Source organism: Brachyspira hyodysenteriae ATCC 27164 (assembly GCF_001676785.2).
In the GTDB taxonomy this organism is placed as follows: Bacteria; Spirochaetota; Brachyspiria; order Brachyspirales; family Brachyspiraceae; genus Brachyspira; species Brachyspira hyodysenteriae.
Map to the genome: position 1 here is coordinate 998,554 of NZ_CP015910.2, position 21,494 is coordinate 1,020,047.

Genomic DNA, 21,494 nt, shown 5'->3' on the forward strand with positions numbered 1-21,494 from the left:
ATATATCAATAGTAAAATATTAATATATTATAGATATTGACAAGCTATAAATAAACTAGATAATTATATATTTTAGTTATATAAATATCTAGTTCATTTATATACTACTAAAATTATTTTACTACTCTAGTACCAGTTTTTCCATTGATAGCATCTTTAGCTTTTTCTAATAATGTTATCATAGCTTCTTTTCCAGTAGCTTCAACAAACTGCATACAAGCCTGTACTTTTGGAAGCATAGAACCAGGAGCAAACTGACCGTCATCGCAATGTTTTTTAGCTTCTGCTATAGTCATAGAATCAAGCCATTTAACATCAGGTTTTCCGAAGTTAACAGCAACTTTTTCAACAGCTGTTAAAATGATAAGCATATCAGCATTAAGTTCTTTAGCAAGTACAGAAGCAGCAAAGTCTTTATCTATAACAGCAGCCATACCTTTTAAGTGATTGCCTATTCTTATTACAGGTATTCCGCCGCCGCCGCAGCAAATTACTAATGCTTTTTCATTAAGCATAGCATTGATTGCAGTACTTTCAGCTATAGCAACAGGTTTTGGAGAAGCAACAACTCTTCTATATCCTCTTCCTGCATCTTCTTTTACTATCCAACCTAATTCTTTAGCTTTTGCTTCGCCTTCTTCCTTAGTCATAAACTGACCTATAGGTTTAGTAGGATTTTTGAAAGCAGGATCATTTTCATCAACTACTACTTGTGTAATTAATGTAGCAATTGGCGGAACTGTAATATTTCTATTAGAGAACTCTTCCATAATAGCATTCTGCAAGTCATAACCAATATAAGCCTGACTCATAGCAACACATACTGATAAAGGTATAGGATTACCTGTATTATGATTGTTAGTGTATTCATTCATAGCATTATTTATGAATCCAACTTGAGGTCCATTACCATGAGCTACAATTACTTCACATCCGCTTTCTACTAAATCTACTATATTTTTAGCAGTGATTTTTACAGCTTCCATTTGCTCAGCAAGAGTATCACCTAAAGCATTTCCTCCCAAAGCAATAACAATTCTTTTTTTATTTTCCATATTTTAATATCCTAAAGCAAAAATTAAATTCTTTTTATATTGTAAAAAGTGCTTTTTTTCACAATATAATAGATATAAAATGGTAAGTACTATAATATATTATAGATACTTACCATCTATTTAGTTTTTATTATCCAAATATTCTTTGTTTTTTATCAGAAGCTAATTTGCTTAATATAGCTTGAGGATCTCTGAACTTAGATAAGAAGATCATAGCAGCTATAACATAAGGTTTGTAACTAGCTTGTTTGTAAAGAGGTACTCTGTATCTATCAAATACTGAAGCAGCAACCTCACCATCTTTACAGCTAACATCATTAATATCAGCAGGTAAGCAGTGTAAGTATAAAGCTTTTCCATTTTTAGTTTTCTTCATTTTTTCTTCAGTACAGCACCAATCTTTATGCTGAGCATTTTGCTCTAATAATCTTTTTTCAAGAGCTTTGATTCCGTCAGTGTCGCCTTTACCATAAAGGTCAGTTCTTTCCTGCATAGCAGCAAAAGGAGCCCAAGATTTAGGATAAACAACATCAGCATCTTCAAATGCTTCGTCCATATTGTTAGTGATAGTTAATTTAACACCAGCAGCTTCAGCATTTTTCTTAGCAATAGCTTCAACTTCAGGCATAAGTTCATAACCTTTTGGATAAGCTAAAGCAACATCCATACCTAATCTAGTGAATAAACCAGCAGCACCTTGAGGTACAGAAAGGGGTTTACCATAAGAAGGTGAATAAGCCCAAGTCATAGCAACTTTTTTACCTTTTAAGTTTTCTAATCCGCCTAATTCATGGATGAAGTGTAAAGAGTCAGCCATCATTTGAGTTGGATGGTCTCTATCACACTGTAAGTTAACTAGAGTAGGTCTTTGCTCTAATATACCATCGTTGTAACCTTGTTTTACAGATTCAGAAACTTCTTTCATATATTCGTGACCTTTACCGATGTACATATCATCTCTGATACCAATAACATCAGCCATGAAAGATACCATGTTAGCAGTTTCTCTAACAGTTTCACCATGAGCTATTTGGCTTTTACCTTCGTCTAAGTCTTGTACTTCTAAACCTAAAAGGTTACAAGCAGAAGCGAAAGAGAAACGAGTTCTAGTAGAATTATCTCTGAATAAAGAGATACCTAAACCAGAATCAAATACTTTAGTAGAAATGTTGCTTTCTCTTAAGAATCTTAAAGCATCAGCAACAGTCCAAACTGCTTGTAATTCATCAAAAGTTTTGTCCCAAGTTAAAAAGAAATCATTTTGATACATTTTGCCGAATTCAAGGCTATCGAGTTTTGAAATGTATTTTTGTATACCCATATTTTTTCATCCTTTTTTATTTTTTTATTTAAATTATTTTTTATTTAATTACTTATTTGCACAATAGATAGTAGGTACAGCAGCATATAAAGCAGCACAGTTTACTAAATCTTGTTTCCAAGTTTTTTCATTAGGAGCATGAGCCTGAGCTTCAGCACCAGGTCCGAAACCTATACAAGGTATTCCGTTTCTTCCCATAATAGATACGCCGTTAGTAGAGAATGTCCATTTATCAGTAAGTGGACGAGCTTTTCTTTCTTTATCTATTTCTGGAGTAGGTCCTAATCTTTCAGTACCGAATAAGCCTTTATAAGCTTCTTCTAAAGTTTTAGTTACAACGTGATCTTCTGGTATTACCCAAGTAGGGAAGTAACATTCTATTGGATAAACTAAGTTAGTCCAAGAAGGTCTGTCATAGTTATACATAGATACTTCAGCACCATATTTTTTAACATTAGGAAGATTTCTGATTTCTTCTAAGCAGCTTTCCCAAGTTTCACCAGCTGTCATTCTTCTGTCTAATGAAATAGAACAAGAGTCAGCTACAGCACATCTGCTTGGAGAAGTGTAGAAAATTTGAGAAACTGTTACAGTACCTCTTCCTAAGAAGTTAGCTTCTTTGTATTGAGGATTGTATTTTTCTTCTAACATTTTTACTAAACCTTTGATAGGTGTAGAATCTTTAGCATCGTTTTCGTTAAGGCTTCTGATATCTTGAAGTATGTCAGCCATTTTGTAAATAGCGTTATCTCCTCTTTCTGGAGCAGAACCGTGGCAAGAAATACCTTTAACGTCTACTCTTATTTCCATTCTTCCTCTTTGACCTCTGTAGATACCGCCGTCAGTAGGTTCAGTAGAAATTACGAATTCAGGTTTGATTTTGCTTTCTTTACAGATGTATTCCCAGCATAAACCATCGCAGTCTTCTTCTTGTACAGTACCAACAACAACTACTTGATATTTATCATTTAAAAGACCTAAATCTTTCATTATTTTAGCACCATAAACACCAGAAACGATACCGCCTTCTTGGTCAGAAGTTCCTCTTCCTCCGATTTCTACATCGTTTTCATAACCTTCATAAGGGTCAAAATTCCAGTTATCTTTGTTTCCTATACCAACTGTATCTATATGAGCATCGATACCTATTAAAGTTTTACCTGTACCCATATATCCTAAAACGTTACCCATAGGATCGATATCAACTTTGTCAAATCCTACTTTTTTCATTTCTTCAGCTATTCTTTCGATTACACCTTTTTCTTCGCAAGATTCACTAGGAATTCTAATTAAATCTCTTAAGAACTTAGTCATATCAGCTTTATAGCCCTCAGCTTTTGCTTTTATTTGTTCAAATTGTTCTTTTGAAATAGCACTCATTGTTTTTATTCTCCTAAAAATTTATAATTTATTTTAATTTCTTTCTTTTTTATTTAAATATATATTTTATCTTTCTTTAGCTTCCCAAATGATATTTTTCCATCTTTCAGGATCAGTATCACCTTCAGTACTGAATAATAATACTTTAGAATTAGAATCAAGTTTTAATTTTTTTCTTAATTCAGCATATTCATCATTAAGCATTATAGTGGCTAAAGTACCGAATGGAGCAGCACCAGATTCACCAGATACTACTTGAGGGTCTCCTTTTAATGGAGCAGATAACATTCTCATACCTCTTGCAGCAACTACATCTTCAGCAGCTATGAAACAATCAGCATGATTTTTAAGTATATCCCAAGAAGTGATATTTGGCTCACCGCAAGCAAGTCCAGCCATTATAGTGTTTAAATCACCTTCAACTATTCTTATTTTACCATCGCCTGCTACAGCACCTTTATATAAACAAGCAGCAGCTTCAGCTTCTACTACAACCATTACAGGAGGATTATCTTTATATTTATTAGAGAAATATCCAACCATAGCACCAGCTAAAGAACCAACACCAGCCTGTACGAATACATGTGTAGGTCTTTCTCCGAATTGCTCATCAGCTTCTAAAGCCATAGTACCGTAACCTTGCATAATCCAAGCAGGTATTTCTTCATAACCTTCCCAAGCAGTATCCTGAACAACTACACCATTTTGAACTTTAGCAGCTTCAGCAGCAGCTTTTCTAACACATTCATCATAGTTGAATTCTTCTATTGTAGCTGTAGCACCTTCAGCCTGAATATTTTTTAATCTAGTTTCTGTTGAACCTTTAGGCATAAAAATTACTGATTTTTGTCCTAATTTATTTGCAGCCCAAGCAACACCTCTACCATGGTTACCGTCAGTAGCAGAGAAGAATGTAGCCTGACCGAATTCATCTTTTAATTTTTTTGAAGTTAATACATCATAAGGGAATTCACTTACATCTTTTCCCATTTTTTGAGCTATATATCTAGCCATAGAATAAGAACCGCCCAATACTTTAAAAGCATTAAGACCAAATCTATATGATTCATCTTTTACTTTAACAGTTCCTAAACCCAAATATTTAGCCATTTCTTTTAAATCTGCTAATGGTGTTTGTGTATATTGAGGGAAACTTTGGTGAAAAGCTTTTGCTTTTTTTACTTCCTCAATAGACATAATAGGTAAATTTTTATCATCTGTTTTAGGCATTTTATTTTCAGCCCATTTAAGCTCACTCATTTATATCCTCCTTTTTTGAATCTATATAATTATATAGAGTGAATTTACTTATTCCAAAATGATTTGATACTTTGTCTCCGGATTTTGTAATTAAAAATACTCCTGAGTCATTTAAAAATTTTATAGCCTTTATTTTTTCATCTTTATTCATTATAGAAGCAGGTTTTCCTACCAATTCTTCACTTTTTATTATTAATTTTTCCATAAGTTCCTGAGCACTGTTTGGTATTTCTTCTAATTTTGATTTGTTCTCAGTTTGTAATAATGTATCTAAATCGCTTTTAAATGGCAAGAAATTAGTTATATCAAAATTTATAGATAGTATATATCTGTACTTACCGTTTGTATCTTTTATGAAGACTGTTGAAGATTTCAATATTTTTCCATTTGATGATTTTGTAAGATATGACAAATGGTCAACTATTGGTTCTCCTTTCCTTAGCTTTTCTATAGTGTTTAGAACAATGTTAGAGGCACCTTCTCCAGCTTGTCTTCCTGTAATACCTCCGTTAATTATAAAGATGATAGTATGCTCTAAATCATCTTCCTTTAGCTCATGTAAACATACTTCACAATTATTTCCAAATTGTCTTGCTATGCCATGTGCCACACTTATCAATGTTTCAAGTATTATATTAGAACTCATAAATATTCCAAAATATTTTATAACGCTTAATTAATATGCTTATAGTATACTAATTTTTTTTTAGATTTTCAAGAAAAAATCTAAATTTTTTTTGAAAATTCGTTGACAAATATGCTTTTTTTAATATCCTATTAAAATGTATATAAAAAATTAATCGAATATAAATTTAGGAGGCAGCTTATGTTATTAATAGGTGGTGGAAAATTAATTACCAGAGATACTGCTAAGCCATTTATTGAAGATGGTGCAGTTCTTTGTGACGGCAGATTAATTAAAGAAGTTGGAAAAACTTCAGATTTGAAAGCAAAATATAAAGATGCTGAGTATATAGATGCTAAAGGAAGCATCATTATGCCGGCTTTCATAAATGTACATGAACATATTTATTCAGCTATGGCTAGAGGTTTCAGTATTAATGGTTATAATCCTAAAGGCTTCTTAGAAATATTAGACGGTATGTGGTGGACTATAGATAGAAATCTTACTTTAGAACAAACTAAACAAAGTGCTATGGCTACATATATAGAATCTATTAAAAGCGGTGTTACTACTGTATTTGACCACCATGCTAGTTTCGGCCATATTGAAGGTTCTTTATTTGCTATAGAAGAAGCTGCTAAAACTATGGGAGTTCGTTCTTGTTTATGTTATGAAGTTTCTGATAGAGACGGAGAGGCTAAATCTAAGGCTTCTGTTAAAGAAAATCTTGATTTTATTAAGCATGCTATGGCTGATAAATCTGATATGATTAAAGGTATGATGGGAATGCATGCATCTTTCACTATTTCTGATAAAACTATGGAAGCATGTATGAAAGATTTACCTGAAGGTATAGGCTGCCATATTCACGTTGCTGAAGGTATAGAAGATTTACATGCTTGTTTGAAAGAACATGGTAAAAGAATAGTTGATAGACTTTATGATTTCAAAGTTTTAGGACCTAAAACTATACTTGTACACTGTATATATATCAATCCTCATGAAATGGATTTAATCAAAGAAACAGACACTATGACTTCTCATAACCCTGAATCTAATATGGGTAATGCCTGTGGTTGTCCTCCTACAATGGAATTAATGAAAAAAGGCATATTAACAGGTTTAGGTACTGACGGTTATACTCATGATATGACAGAATCATACAAAGTTGCTAATGTACTTCATAAACATAGCCTTTGCGATCCTAATGCTGCTTGGGGCGAAATACCTACAATGTTATTTGAAAATAATGCTAAAATGGCTAATCGTTATTTTGATACTCCGCTTGGCGTACTTAAAGAGGGAGCTGCTGCTGATGTTATCATTGTAGATTATAAAAACTATACAGAATTAAGCGATAAAAATATCAATGGACATATATTATTTGGTATGAACGGCGGACATGTTAATACTACTGTTTGTAACGGAGAGGTATTAATGAGAGATAGAAAACTCACTAAGATTGATGAAGAAGCTGCTTATGCTAAGATAAGAGAAGAAGCTGATAAGCTTTGGAAACAAATTAATAAATAAAAAATAATATCATAAATTCTATATAAAATTGATTTTTATATAGAATTTTTTTTGGTATTGTAATAAATTACAGTAATAATTAATTGGAGGAATTATAATGAGTGATGTAATGACACCCATACCTTTTGGAAACCTTATGAATTGGATTTTAGAAGAAAAAAAATCTGGTAAAGTATTTGGTGTTTCAAGAGCGTTCAAAGCTGATAAAGCTAAATATTACGAAATTTTTGGAAGAAAATTAGAAACTCCTATAGGACCAGCTGCAGGACCTCATACTCAGTTGGCTCAAAATATAGTTGCTGCTTATTATACAGGAAGCAGATTCTTTGAACTTAAAACTGTTCAGAAAATGGACGGAGAAGAATTAAGCAAATGCGTTGCAAAACCTTGTATCACAGCTAATGATGAATGTTATAACTGTGAATGGTCTACCGAACTTTATGTTCCTCAGGCTTTTGATGAATATGTTAAGGCTTGGGTTGCTTTAAAAGTAATTGCTAAAGAATGGGATTTAGGAGATATGGACGGTTTTCAGTTCAATATGTCTGTTGGTTATGACTATGAAGGTATTAAAACTGAAAAAATTGATACTTTCATTGAAGGCATGAAAGATGCTTCTAATACTCCTATATTCAAAGAATGCAAACAATGGTTAACTGATAATATCAGCAGATTCAAAAACTTCAAAAAAGAAGATATAGATAAAATCAATGCTGATGTATGTAATTCTGTTACTTTATCTACTCTTCATGGATGTCCTCCTACAGAAATAGAAAAAATAGCTTCATACCTAATTACAGAAAAGAAATTAAATACTTTCGTTAAATGTAACCCAACTTTATTAGGTTATGAATATGCTAGAAAAACTTTAGATGATATGGGTTATGATTATATATCATTTACTGATTTCCACTTTAAAGATGACTTACAATACAGCGATGCAATTCCTATGCTTCAAAGACTTCAAAAATTAGCTGAAGACAATTCGCTTGCATTCGGTGTAAAAATTACTAATACATTCCCTGTAGATGTTAAACAAAAAGAATTACCATCTGAAGAAATGTACATGTCTGGTAAATCTTTATTCCCTCTTTCTATGACAGTTGCTTCAAGATTAAGTAAAGATTTTGATGGAAAATTGAGAATTTCATATTCAGGCGGATGTGATTATTTCAATATCAATGAAGTTATAGATGCAGGAATTTGGCCTGTAACTATGGCTACTACTTTCTTAAAATCAGGCGGTTATCAAAGAGGCGAGCAAATAGCTAAAAATCTTAAAGAACCAAAAGCATTTACAAAAGTAGATGTAGCTAAAACTGAAAAAATAATTGAATGGAGCAAAAAAAGCAAACATCATATTAAACCTGTTAAGCCTCTTGCTAGCAGAAAAGTTAATAAAAAAGTACCTTTGATTGATTGTTATATAGCTCCTTGTATGGAAACTTGTCCTATTCATCAAGACCTTACTACTTATATAAGACTTAATTCTGAAGGAAAATATGAAGAGTCTTTCAAAGTTATTATAGAGAAAAACGCTCTTCCATTTGCTACAGGTATATTATGTCCTCATACTTGTATGGATAAATGTACTAGACAATTCTATGAAGAGCCTGTAAGCATCAGAGCTTGCAAATTAGAAGCTGCTAAAGCTGGATATAGTAAAGTAATAGGCAGTTTAAAACCTGCTGCTTCTATAGGTAAAAAAGCTGGCATCATAGGTGCTGGTCCTGCCGGACTTTCTGCTGCATTCTTCTTGGCTCGTGCTGGTGTTGATGTTACAGTATTTGATAAGAGAGAAAAAGCCGGCGGTGTAGTTGCTAATATTATACCTAGCTTCAGAATAAGTGCTGAAGAGATTGGAAATGATGTTAGCTTATGTAAGCAAATGGGTGTTAAATTTGAATTAGGCAAAGAAATTAAAGATATAAAAGAATTTGCTAAAAATTATGATTACACTGTTGTTTGTATAGGTGCTCATAAAAATATGCCTTTAAAGCTTGAAGCAGGCGAATCTATGAATGCTCTTAAATTCTTAGAAGAGTTCAATAAAACTAATGGAAACGTTGCTTTAGGTGAAGATGTAGTAGTAATCGGAGGCGGTAACACTGCTATGGATGCTGCTCGTGCTGCTAAGAAAAATAAAGGCGTTAAAAATGTTAGATTAGTTTATAGAAGAACTAAGAGATATATGCCTGCTTTAGAAGAAGAACTTCAAGAGGCTTTAGAAGATGGTGTTGAGTTTATGGAATTACTTGCACCTGTTAAATTAGAAAACGGCAAACTTCTTTGTAAAAAAATGGAATTATCTGACTATGATGAAAAAGGCAGAAGAAATGTTGTTGAAACTAGCGAAACAGTAGAAGTACCTGCTAGCAGTGTTATAGCTTCTATTGGTGAGCAAATTGAATCTGACTTCTACAAATCTAATGGCATAGATGTTGATGATAAAGGCAAGCCAAAATGTTCTGCTGCTAATGAATCATCTATCAAAAATGTTTATGTTGCTGGTGATGGTTTATATGGTGCTGCTACTATAGTTGAAGCTATAAGAGATGCTAAAGTTGTTGCTGAAGCTATATTAGGAAAAGCAGTTGCTCCTGATTTGCCTTCTGTTTCTACTGAAGAAATATCTTATAGTAAAAAAGGTAATTTGAAAGAGGTATCAAAAGATCCTGAAGCTACTAGATGTTTAAGCTGTGATTATATCTGTGAAAGCTGTACTGAAGTTTGTCCTAACAGAGCTAATGTATCTATAAAAGTTGCAGGACATTCTAAGATATCTCAAATCATACACGTTGATTATATGTGTAATGAATGCGGTAACTGTGAAACATTCTGTCCTTATAGTTCTGCTCCTTATAAAGATAAATTTACATTGTTTGCTACTGAAGATGATATGAAGAATTCTAAAAATGATGGTTTCTTATTCTTAGATAAAGAAGGAAATGCTAAACTTAGAATAGATGGTAAAGAAGAATCTTATAAAGTTGGCGGAAAGAACAATGGTGTTTACACTATAGTTGACGCTGTATTTAATAACTATAAGTATTTGATCTTAAAATAATTGACTTTATATTAATTATTGTATAACATAGCAAAGGGGAGGTGAGTACCTTTCCCTTGTTATGTTAGTTTATATTAATATATATAAGGAGGAATATATATGGGCGAGAGTGCCAAGATTATCATTAATGGTAAAGAAATGAGCTTTGACTCAGACAGAAAGTTAATGGATGTTCTTAGGAATGACTGTAAATGCAAATCAGTAAAAGACGGATGTTCTGAAGGTGCTTGCGGAACTTGTACTGTTTTGATAGATGGAAAACCTACTAAAGCATGTATTCAAACTATAGGAAGATTGCAGGGCAAAAGCGTTCAAACAATAGAAGGTTTTACTCAAAGAGAAAAAGATGTATATGCTCATGCTTTTGCAGTTGCAGGTGCAGTTCAATGCGGATTCTGTATACCTGGTATGGTTATATGTGCTAAAGGATTAATAGATCAAAATCCTAATCCTACAAGACTTGAAATTGTTGCTGCTATAAAAAATAATATTTGCAGATGTACAGGATACAAAAAAATCATTGATGCTATAGAATTAGCTGCTAAAATGATTAGAGAAAACATTGATGTTAAAGAATACAAAGGTAAAGTAAAATTAGGCGATAGAAATATTGCTAGAGTAGATGCTAAAGAAAAAGCCTTAGGTATTGGCGAATACTGTGATGACATAGAGTTAGAAGGTATGCTATATGGTGTTGCTGTAAGAACTAAATATCCAAGAGCTAAAATATTAAAGATAGATATTAGCGAAGCAAAAGCTTTAAAAGGCGTAGTTGATGTAATAACTGCTAAAGATTTACCTGGTGCTAAGAAAATCGGACATATTTTCCATGACTGGGATGTACTTATCGGTGAAGGCGAAACTACAAGATTTATTGCTGATGGTTTGGCTTTAATCGTTGCTGAAGATGAAGCTACTGCTAAAAAAGCTAGAGATTTAGTAAAAATAGAATATGAAGAATTACCATTGGTAAGAAATCCTCAAGAAGCTATGAAAGAAGGAGCTCCTTTAGTTCATGAAGAAAGAGAAAGCAATTTACTTACTCATGAAAGATTAGTAAAAGGTAATGCTGATGAAGTAATAGCTAAATCTAAATATAAAGTTACAAAACATTATGAACTTCCTTGGACAGAGCATGCATTTATGGAAGCAGAAGTTGCTGTTGCTATGCCTTTCAATGGAGACGGAATATTCGTATATTCAAGCGACCAAAGTGTTTACGATACAAAAAGAGAAGTATCTATGGCTTTAGGTATAGAGCCTGATAAAGTTGTAGTAGAAAATAAATATGTAGGCGGCGGATTCGGCGGTAAGGAGGATATGAGTGTTCAGCATTATGCAGCTATAATGGCATATAGAACAAAAAGACCAGTTAAATTCAAACTTACAAGACAAGAAAGTATCAACTGGCACCCAAAACGTCACCCTATGAGCATAGATATGACTACTGCTTGTGATGAAAACGGTATACTTACAGCTATGAAAGCTACTTTAATTACAGATGCCGGTGCTTATGCTTCATTATCAGGCCCTGTACTTCAAAGAGCTTGTACACATGCTGCTGGTCCTTATAATTATCAAGTTATAGACATAGAGGGTAAATCTTTCTATACTAATAATCCTCCAACTGGACCATTCAGAGGATTCGGCGTACCTCAGTCTTGTTTTGCTACTGAAATGAATATAAACTTGCTTGCTGAAATGTGCGGTTTAGATCCTTGGGAAATAAGATATAGAAATGCTATACGTCCTGGTCAAGTGCTTCCTAACTATCAAATAGCTGATGAGGCTACAGGACTTGTTGAAACATTAGAAGCTGTTAAAGACATTTATTATAATAATAAAAATGTTGGTATAGCTTGTTCTTTGAAAAACTCTGGTGTAGGTGTTGGACTTCCTGACACAGGAAGGGTTCGTTTGGTAGTAAAAGACGGAAAAGTTAATGTATACTCTGCTGCTTCTTGTATTGGACAGGGTATAGCTACTGTTCTTTATCAAATAGTAGGTGAAACTCTTGATTTGAATGATGATGAAATAATTATTAATCAGCCTAATACTGCTACTTCTCCTGATTCTGGTACTACTTCAGGTTCAAGACAAACACTTATTACAGGTGAGGCTTGTAAGAGAGCTTGTGAAGACCTTAAGAAAGATTTGGCTGGTAAAACATTAAAAGATTTAGAAGGAAAAGAATATTACGGTGAATGGCTTACTATCACTGATAAAATGGGTGTTGATAAACCTCACCCTGTTTCTCATGTTGCATACAGTTATGCTACACAAGTATGTATACTTAATGATGACGGTACTATAAACAAAATAGTTGCTGCTCATGATATAGGAAAGGCTATTAACCCTATAGCTTTGGAAGGACAAATTGAAGGTGGTGTTGTTATGTCTTTAGGTTATGCTTTGACAGAAAAATTCCCGCTTGAAGATTGTGTACCTAAAGTGAAATTCGGTACTTTAGGTTTATTCAGAGCTGATAAAACTCCAGATGTTGAATCTATTATAATAGAAAAACCTGGTGTTCCTTATGGTTACGGTGCTACAGGTATAGGAGAGATTTCTAGTATACCTACTGCTCCTGCTGTTGCTTTAGCTTATTATAAGTTTAACGGTGAGTTCCAAACAGAACTGCCACTTAAAAATACTCCTTATTCAAGATAATTTATTTTATTTATTATGAGTTTATTTAATGATGAACTTGTAATTGTAAGAGGAGCTGGTGATTTAGCTACAGGTATTGTGTATTCTTTATATAAGGCTCATTTCAAAGTCATTGTATTGGATATGCAATACCCCTCTTCTATTAGAAGAAAAGTTGCATTGTCTGAAGCTGTTTATGATGGTGAAAGTAAAGTAGAGGACATTGAAGCTGTATTGGTAAAAAGCTATGAAGAAGCTCTTAATATAATTACAAATAAAGATTATAAAAAGATTCCTATTCTTATAGATCCAAATTGTGATATACTAAAAAATATAAAACCAACATTTTTAATTGATGCTATAATTGCTAAAAAAAATCTTGGTACTAATAAATCTATGGCTAAATATACTATAGCATTAGGCCCCGGTTTTACTGCCGGAAAAGACTGTGACATTGTTATAGAAACTATGCGAGGTCATAATCTTGGAAGAATGTATTTAGAAGGAGAGGCTATACCTAATACAGGAATTCCCGGTAATATAGGCGGTAAAGAAGCTGAAAGAGTAATACATGCAAGTTCTGACGGTATTATTGAAAACATAAAAAACATAGGCGACTTTGTAAAAGAAAAAGAAGTTATAGCGTACATAAACAATAATAATGAAAAAATAGAAGTGCTTGCTACTTTTGACGGTCTTTTAAGAGGAATTATAAGAGATGGTTTTAAAGTTCATAAGGGTTTGAAAATAGCTGATATTGATCCTAGAAAATCTGAATATGATAATTGTTTTACCATTTCTGATAAGGCTAGAAATTTAGGCGGTTCTGTTCTTACTGCTATGATGTATTTATATAATAGATAATTAATTTTAGATTATATAACTCTTATGTAATTATTTATATTAAAAAATCTTCATTATAAATTATATCAATTTTATAATGAAGATTTTAATTTATTTAAATATAAAATTTACTTTACATTTCTTTGAGCTTTTTTTAGAATATCTGCAATTTCTCTAAGTTCAAGATTCTCTGCCATATCTAAAGCAGTATCTCCATCGTCATCTTCTATATTTACATCGGCTCCTTTTTCTACTAGAAATTTAACAAATGATTCATTAGATTTTCTTGTACAAGCCCACATTAAAGAAGTGTATCCATTATAATCTTTTGCATTAATATCTGCACCTTTTTCTAATAAAACTTCAGCTAATTTTATACGATTTTCCTGAAAACTTATATTATAAAAACTACCTTCAAGCATACCAAGATGTATCAAAGGAGTATATTGGTTTTTATTCTTTATGTTTACATCAGCACCTTGCTCTATTAAAAAATGAGCTATTTCAAAGTCTGGCATAGTAGTAAGAGTTTTGTTTAAAGCTGTGTATCCTTCATTATCTTGGGCATTTATATCAGAATTTTTTGAAACTAAATATTTTATTACGTCTATATTTATTTCCAAACTAGGTTTACATGCTAATATTAAAGCAGTACTTCCTCCTTTATAAAAGTTTACATCAGCACCGTTTTCAACTAATAATTTTACTGTTTCTAAATTATTTACACCATACATTAAGGCTGTATTTCCATAATTATCGAAAGCATTTATATCAGCACCTTTTTGTATTAGAAGTTCTACCACTTTTATATTATGAAGTTTGGAAGCATACATTAAAGGTGTCTCTCCATCCTCATTTGTTACATTTATATCTGCACCATTATTTATTAAAAATTCTGCAGCAGATGAATTTTCATTTTTATAATAATAATATCTATAGTCAGGATGTTCATTATCTAATGAGAGTAATAGGGGAGTTTCTACTGAGCTATGTTCAGAATGTGTTTTAGCATTTACATCGGCACCTTTTTCAACTAAAAATTTAACCATATCATAGTCATTTCTTAAAGCTGCTATCATTAAAGGAGTATAATCATAATCAGCAGGAGAATAATACTCCCCACCCTTTATTCTTGATTCTAAGTCAAAACCATTTTCTACTAATACTTTAAACATTTCTCTATTTAGTGCCAATTCTGTTGTATAAGCTGTATCAAGAAGTGATGCTCCATCATTGTCTTTAGTATTTACATCAGCACCATATTTTATTAATAAATTAAATATTTTTTTAGCATTTTCTAGTTTTTCTTCTTTTTCGTAATGATCATAGCGAATATTATAATATAATACAGTGTTTCCATCATTGTCTTTAGTATTTATATTGGCACCATTTTCTAATAAAAATTTAACCATTTCATAGTCTCCTATCATAGCAGCGTTCATTAATGCTGTAAGACCGTGTTCATCTTTTGTGTTTATATTTGCACCTTGTTGTATAAGTAATTTTGAAATATCAAATTTTCCATAATCATTAGCAATTGTTAAAGCTGTTTTGTTTTCATTATTTGCTGTATTAGGATTGGCACCTTTATCAAGCAAATATTTAACCATATCATAGTCATTTCTTAAAGCTGCTATCATTAAAGGAGTATAATCATAATCAGATCTACCCGTCTTTATTCTTGACTCTAAATCAAAACCATTTTCAACTAATATTTTAAACATTTCTTTATTTTTATCAAAAGATTCTGAAATTCTATAGGATACATCAAGGAGAGATGCTCCATCATTGTCTTTAGTATTTACATCAGCACCGTATTTTATTAATAAATTAAGTATTTTTATAGCATTTTCTTGTCCGAAACTATCATGCTGAATACTATAATATAATGCAGTTTCTCCTGATGTATCTCTAATGTTTACATCAGCACCATTTTTTAATAAAAATTCAACCATTTCATAATTTGTATTTCTAGCAGTATACATTAATGCTGTAGCACCTGCATTATCTTTAATATTGACATCAGTACCTTCTTCTATAAGTAATTTTGCTATATCATCATATCCCATTAAAGCAGCGTACATTAATGCTGTAAAACCGTATTCATCTTGAGCATTTGGATTTGCTCCTTTAGCTAAATATGATTTAACGTCTTCTATGTTATTATATTGTACAGCTAAAAAGAAAGTCTGAGAATGCATAGGATACATTTTTGTAACTTGAACATATTCATTAGTATTTGTAGTTGTTGGATTAATATATACTTGTTCATTTGTTTGAGTTTGATTAGTTTGAGTATTTTCTGTTTGTTTAGTATTGCTGCTGTTACCTCCACTGCAGGCTATTAAAACAAAAATAGAAATAATGGAAATAATATTTTTCATATATACCCCCTAAGTATATACTGGATTATATGTTTAAAGTTATTTTATGTCAATTTAATAATAATTTATATAATATACTCATTAAAAATATATGATAATTTTATGTATTAGTTTTTTATGAATGAAAATTATATAAATTATAAATTGATATTAATAAAATTTTTAGTATAATTAAGCTATGAAAGAAATTAACAGACTTAATGATTTATTCGTACGATATCTAATTGGTACTGAAGGTGATGAGGATATATTAGAAAATATTGTTAATGCTGTTTTGAATGATGCAGGTCTTGAATCTGTAAGCAATCTTGAAATTATTAATCCTTACAATCTAGCTGAAAATGAGAATTTAAAAGAGTCTATATTTGATGTTAAAGCAAAAACTAAAGACGGCAAAAAGATACTTATTGAAATACAGTTGATAGGAAATAATAACTTTATAAAAAGAATTTTATATTATATAGCAAAAAATATAGCTTCTGAATTAAAAGAGAATGAAAACTATATTAATATAAGTCAAATGATTAGCATTAGTTTTTTAAATTTTAATTTAAACATAGGAAGTGAAACTGATATAAAAAAAGAACATAAATGTTTTCAATTATCAGATATTAATAATCCTAGCCTTAAATTAGATGATTTTCAGATACATTTTATAGAGATAAAAAGATTTGCAGAAATATTAAAAAATGCTAGTATAGATGCTTATAATAAAAATAAGCTTTTGACATGGATTGATTTTTTCACCACTAAAGATTTAGAAAAAGATATTGATAAACTTATAGGAGGTAATGATATAATGCCTAAAGTTATAGATAAATATAAAAGATTTGTAGCAGATGAAAAAGAGATGTCTGCCTATAATGAAAGAGATACTTTTCTTTATGGACAGGCTGCTATGCTACAGTATGAGAGGGCAGAAGGAAAAAAAGAAGGTATGGAAATAGGATTTAAGCAAGGCATAGAAAAGGGTTATAAAGAAAGCCAAATAAATATAGCTAAAGAAATGAAAAAAGAAAATATGAATATTGATGTTATAAGCAGGATTACAGGTTTAAGTATAGAAGAAATAAAAAAATTATGAGCATCTGACAAGTTTTTATATATAAATAAAAAAATTAATAAGTATATTTAATTTTGCTTGAATATGCTTTATTTAATTCATATAAATTTAGTAATTATTTTAATAAACAAATAAATATAGGATTATAAAATGAAAAAGATTATTATAAAAAATGGTACTATTGTTAATGCTTCAGAAACTTATAAAGCTGATGTATTAATAGAAGATGAAAAAATTTCTCAAATAGGTGCTGATTTAAAATGCGACGGAGCAGAAATAATTGATGCTTCAGGCAAATATGTAATGCCAGGTGGAATAGATGTTCATACTCATATGGATATAGATGTGGGAATTGGAAGAGCAGTTGATGATTTCTATACCGGTACTATTGCTGCTGCTTGCGGAGGTACTACTACTATAGTTGATCATATGGGATTCGGCCCTAAAGATTGCGATGTGTTTCATCAATTAAAATATTATCATACTCTTGCTGATAATAAAGCTGTTATTGACTATAGCTTCCATGGAGTTTTACAGCATGTTGATGAAGATGTGCTTAAAGGACTTGAAGTATTAGCAAAAGAAGAAGGTTTGCAAAGTACAAAATTATATTTAACATATAATTATAAAATAGAAGATGATAATGTTGTAAGAGTATTAAAGAAGATGAAAGAGATTAATGGAGTTTCTGCTTTTCATGCTGAAAACCATTATGTAGTTGAGTATTTAAAGAAGAAATTTGTTGAAGAAGGCAAAACTTCTGCACATTATCACCCTATAAGCAGACCTGCAGAGGCTGAAGCTGAGGCAGTTAATAGAATTATACATTTATCAGTTGTAGCCGGAAATGCTCCTGTTTATATAGTTCATACTTCCGCTTCAAAGAGTGTTGATGAAATAGTTAATGCCAGAGCTTTAGGACATAAAAATATTTTCTCTGAAACTTGTCCTCAATATTTAGTTTTAACTGATAAAGAGTATGACAGAGAAGACGGACTTAAATTTGTAATGTCTCCTCCTTTAAGAAAACAGGAAGACTGCGACAGATTATGGAAAGCCATTGCAGACGGACATATTCAGGTAATAGCTACAGATCATTGTCCTTTTAATTATGAAACTGATAAGGTGAAAGGAAAAGACAATTTTACTAAATGCCCTAATGGTGCAGGCGGAGTAGAGGAGAGATACCCTTTGATGTTCTCTGAAGGCGTTATGAAAGGAAGAATAAGCATAAATAAATTCGTTGAAACTTTATGCTATAATCCAGCTTTGATATACGGACTTTATCCTCAAAAAGGTGCTATTATACCAAATGCTGATGCTGATATTACTATAATAGATCCTAATAAAAAATCAGTTATCACAAAATCAAATATGCATGGTGCTTGTGATTATACTGCTTATGAAGGAACGGAACTTTTATGCTCTATTGATACAGTTATATCAAGAGGTAAAATTGTATGCAAAGATAATAAGTTCTTAGGAAATAAAGGCGATGGTAAATTTATAAAGAGAAAAACTTTAGATCATTATGCTGATTTTTCTAAGCATTTTAAATTAGGTGATTATATAGATATTGATTGTAATTAATGATTAAAAATATCATTATATAAAATGTAAATAAAAAAAATAACTGGCTATTATTTTTTAGTCAGTTATTTTTTATATTATGCTTTATTACTTTACGCTATTTCTTTCTAAGAATTCATAATTAACATAAAGAACATTTTTCACTTTTACATGATTAATTAAATCTATTAATGTATTTGCTGTGCATACTCCAGCATTAAAAGAATCAAATTTTATTGTTGAAAGTCCAGGCTCTATTATTTCATCAATATCATATCCTCCGAAAGATATTACAGACACATCATCTGGAATTTTTAGTCCCATTTCCTTTAATACTTTGTATACTCCTAAAGCTTGTCTGTCTGTTGAACATATTATAGCATCTATATCTCTATTTTTTAATAATTTTTCTGTTGCTATTTTTGCTTTCTCATATGAAAAATCTGCTACTTCTATATTTATATTTTCTATTCCATAGTTGGATAATCCGTCTAATACGCCATTTTTTCTTGTTATCCCAACAGCAACATCATTTTCATCTACAGTTATAAAGCCTATATTTTTATGATTCTTGCTTCCTATATATTCTCCTATGTCTATACCAGCATTATAATCATCATTAACTATGCTTATTCCTTCACTGCATTCCTGACCATAGATTACAATTGGTATATCTAATTTTTTTAATACATTTTTATGTTCTTCAGTAATATATGTGGCACTCAATACTATTCCATCAACATTTAGTCTTTTTAATTTTTCTATATACTGCAATTCCAATTTATGCTGATGATTTGTATTCATTATTATAGGCATATAATGCTTTTCTCTAAGTGTTTTTTCTAGTCCTGTTAATACTCTTGCACCAACTATAGAGTCCAAAGCAGGTACTATTATTCCTATAATATGACTTTTTTTTGCTTTTAATCTTGCAAATGTATTTGGTTCATAATCATATTCTGATATTATTGCTCTTATTCTTTTTTTTGTTTCTTCTTTTAGATATCCGCCGTTAAAGTATCTGGATATAGTAGTTTTTGTTACACCAGCAATTTCTGCTATTTCTTTCATAGTAATTTTTTTATTCATAGCCATTTTTATTATCCTGATATTAATAAAGTATATACTTTTTATCGTTAAATACAAATTTATATAATTATTTTATAAAAAAATATATAATACTTGACAAATATCAAAATATTGTTATAATATATATGTAACCGGTTACATAATAGACAATTTCAATAGGATTTTTGTTATGGCTATTAATTATAAAAAAACTGCTGAAGAAATTATTAGAGTAGTTAATAAAGATAATATTATTTCCGCCGCTTTCTGTGCCACTAGATTAAGATTAATAGTAAAATCGAGAGAAAGTATAAAAGATTCAGATGTTCAGAAAATAGAAGGTGTTAAGGGGGTATTTTTTAATTCAGACCAATATCAGATAATATTAGGTACAGGGGTGGTAAATAAAGTTTATGCTGAAGTTGTTAATTTAGGTGTTACAGGAGCATCAAAACAAAATACGGAAGAAACTAAAAAAGTGGGAGAGAAAAATAATTTTAGAAAGTTTATCCGTATATTTGCTGATGTATTTGTACCAATAATGCCTGCTATGATTGCTACAGGATTATTTTTAGGGCTTAAAGGTGCTTTAATTAATGATAGTTTTTTAGGGTTATTCAACTTGCAAATGTCAAATATACCTGTTTCTGTTATGACATTTATGAGTGTTTTAACAGAAACGACATTTGCATTTTTACCTGCTTTGGTATGTTGGTCAACATTTAGGGTATTCGGAGGATCTCCTATATTGGGTATATTATTAGGATTGATGCTTGTTTCACCTGCTTTGCCTAATGCATATTTAGTAGCCAATCCGGACAGCGGAGTTAAACCTATAATGTTATTTGGATTTATACCAATAGTAGGATATCAAGGAAGCATACTTCCTGCACTTATTGCCGGCATAATAGGTTCTAAAGTGGAATTAAATTTAAGAAAAGTAATACCAAATATAATAGATATACTAGCAACACCTTTTTTAACTTTACTCATAATGCTGATATTATCTTTAGCCGTAATAGGTCCTATTTTTCATATAGTTGAACAATGGATATTGATAGCTATAAATTTTTCTTTATCATTACCTTTTGGAATAGGAGGATTTATAATAGGGTTTGGAATAATATTTATAGTTGTAACAGGAGTACACCATATAATGAACTTGATAGAAATATCATTACTTGCTGCTACTACTTTTAACCCTATTAATCCTCTTTTATCAGTTGCCAATTTGGCTGCAGGTGCTGCTTGTTTAGCTGTTACATTAAAAACTAGAAGAAAAACTGTAAAAGCTATGGGATATGGTGCTACATTATCAGCTTGGCTAGGTATAACAGAGCCTGCTATATTCGGTATAAATATAAGATATGGAATAAAGCCTATGGTTTGCGGAGCTATTGCTGCCGGTATAACAGGTTTGATTGCAAGATTATTGAATTTACAGGCTACTGCTAATGGTGTTACAGGAATACCTGGAGCATTGCTTTATATTTATGACGGAAAACAATTAGTTGGTTATATTTCCGTTGCTTTAGTTACTGTTATTTTATCTTTTACTCTTACTTGGTTTTTTGGTGTTCCTGATGAGTATATGCAGGAAGATGAGGAGTAAAATTAAATAAGACATTTACATAATAATTTCTACATAAATCCAATAAAATAATTTATTTGCTTAAT

General features: G+C 31.1%; 14 protein-coding genes. 7 read left to right on the forward strand and 7 right to left on the reverse strand.

Annotation, left to right across the window (positions count from 1 at the left end; all coding sequences use genetic code 11):
- Positions 1–113: 113 nt before the first annotated feature.
- The 5 genes from arcC to BHYOB78_RS04535 form a co-directional block, all read right to left on the reverse strand.
- Positions 114–1,055, reverse strand: coding sequence for a carbamate kinase (gene arcC, locus BHYOB78_RS04515; protein ID WP_012669619.1), 942 nt, complete (start codon positions 1,053–1,055; stop codon positions 114–116).
- 130 nt (positions 1,056–1,185) lie between these two features.
- Entirely contained in the window at positions 1,186–2,376 is a 1,191-nt protein-coding gene (ygeW, locus tag BHYOB78_RS04520) for a knotted carbamoyltransferase YgeW (protein WP_020064347.1), read from the reverse strand.
- Between the two features lie 48 nt (positions 2,377–2,424).
- Positions 2,425–3,756, reverse strand: coding sequence for a YgeY family selenium metabolism-linked hydrolase (locus tag BHYOB78_RS04525; protein WP_012669621.1), 1,332 nt, complete (start codon positions 3,754–3,756; stop codon positions 2,425–2,427).
- Between the two features lie 66 nt (positions 3,757–3,822).
- Positions 3,823–5,016, reverse strand: coding sequence for a diaminopropionate ammonia-lyase (gene dpaL, locus BHYOB78_RS04530; protein ID WP_020064348.1), 1,194 nt, complete (start codon positions 5,014–5,016; stop codon positions 3,823–3,825).
- The gene (locus tag BHYOB78_RS04535; protein ID WP_012669623.1) at positions 5,009–5,662 is read right to left on the reverse strand and encodes a helix-turn-helix transcriptional regulator; all 654 of its coding nucleotides are present in this window, start codon (positions 5,660–5,662) and stop codon (positions 5,009–5,011) included. The genes dpaL and BHYOB78_RS04535 overlap by 8 nt, the downstream gene beginning before the upstream one ends.
- A 180-nt stretch (positions 5,663–5,842) precedes the next feature.
- Between BHYOB78_RS04535 and ssnA the strand changes: the two genes are divergently transcribed.
- The 4 genes from ssnA (at position 5,843) to yqeB (ending at position 13,754) form a co-directional block, all read left to right on the forward strand.
- The gene (ssnA, locus tag BHYOB78_RS04540) at positions 5,843–7,174 is read left to right on the forward strand and encodes a putative aminohydrolase SsnA (RefSeq protein ID WP_020064349.1); all 1,332 of its coding nucleotides are present in this window, start codon (positions 5,843–5,845) and stop codon (positions 7,172–7,174) included.
- A 97-nt stretch (positions 7,175–7,271) separates the two neighbouring features.
- A complete protein-coding gene (ygfK, locus tag BHYOB78_RS04545) occupies positions 7,272–10,241 on the forward strand; it encodes a putative selenate reductase subunit YgfK (protein ID WP_020064350.1) in 2,970 nt (989 codons plus the stop codon).
- Between the two features lie 99 nt (positions 10,242–10,340).
- Positions 10,341–12,911, forward strand: a complete 2,571-nt coding sequence (gene xdh / locus BHYOB78_RS04550) for a selenium-dependent xanthine dehydrogenase (protein WP_020064351.1) — start codon at positions 10,341–10,343, stop codon at positions 12,909–12,911.
- A 15-nt stretch (positions 12,912–12,926) separates the two neighbouring features.
- On the forward strand, positions 12,927–13,754 hold the full coding sequence (gene yqeB / locus BHYOB78_RS04555) for a selenium-dependent molybdenum cofactor biosynthesis protein YqeB (RefSeq protein ID WP_020064352.1): 828 nt from the start codon (positions 12,927–12,929) through the stop codon (positions 13,752–13,754).
- Positions 13,755–13,861: 107 nt separating this feature from the next.
- Here the strand turns inward: yqeB and BHYOB78_RS04560 are convergent, their stop codons facing one another.
- The gene (locus BHYOB78_RS04560) at positions 13,862–16,117 is read right to left on the reverse strand and encodes an ankyrin repeat domain-containing protein (RefSeq protein WP_020064353.1); all 2,256 of its coding nucleotides are present in this window, start codon (positions 16,115–16,117) and stop codon (positions 13,862–13,864) included.
- Positions 16,118–16,295: 178 nt separating this feature from the next.
- Between BHYOB78_RS04560 and BHYOB78_RS04565 the strand changes: the two genes are divergently transcribed.
- Complete coding sequence (locus BHYOB78_RS04565) at positions 16,296–17,201, forward strand: Rpn family recombination-promoting nuclease/putative transposase (protein WP_020064354.1); 906 nt, start codon at positions 16,296–16,298, stop codon at positions 17,199–17,201.
- Positions 17,202–17,330: 129 nt separating this feature from the next.
- A complete protein-coding gene (hydA, locus tag BHYOB78_RS04570; RefSeq protein ID WP_020064355.1) occupies positions 17,331–18,770 on the forward strand; it encodes a dihydropyrimidinase in 1,440 nt (479 codons plus the stop codon).
- An 87-nt stretch (positions 18,771–18,857) separates the two neighbouring features.
- Here hydA and BHYOB78_RS04575 read toward each other — a convergent pair whose 3' ends face one another.
- Positions 18,858–19,844, reverse strand: coding sequence for a LacI family DNA-binding transcriptional regulator (locus BHYOB78_RS04575; RefSeq protein WP_028331320.1), 987 nt, complete (start codon positions 19,842–19,844; stop codon positions 18,858–18,860).
- Between the two features lie 163 nt (positions 19,845–20,007).
- Here BHYOB78_RS04575 and BHYOB78_RS04580 point away from each other — a divergent pair, with 163 nt between their 5' ends.
- Positions 20,008–21,429, forward strand: a complete 1,422-nt coding sequence (locus BHYOB78_RS04580; protein WP_020064356.1) for a PTS transporter subunit EIIC — start codon at positions 20,008–20,010, stop codon at positions 21,427–21,429.
- Positions 21,430–21,494: the final 65 nt, after the last annotated feature.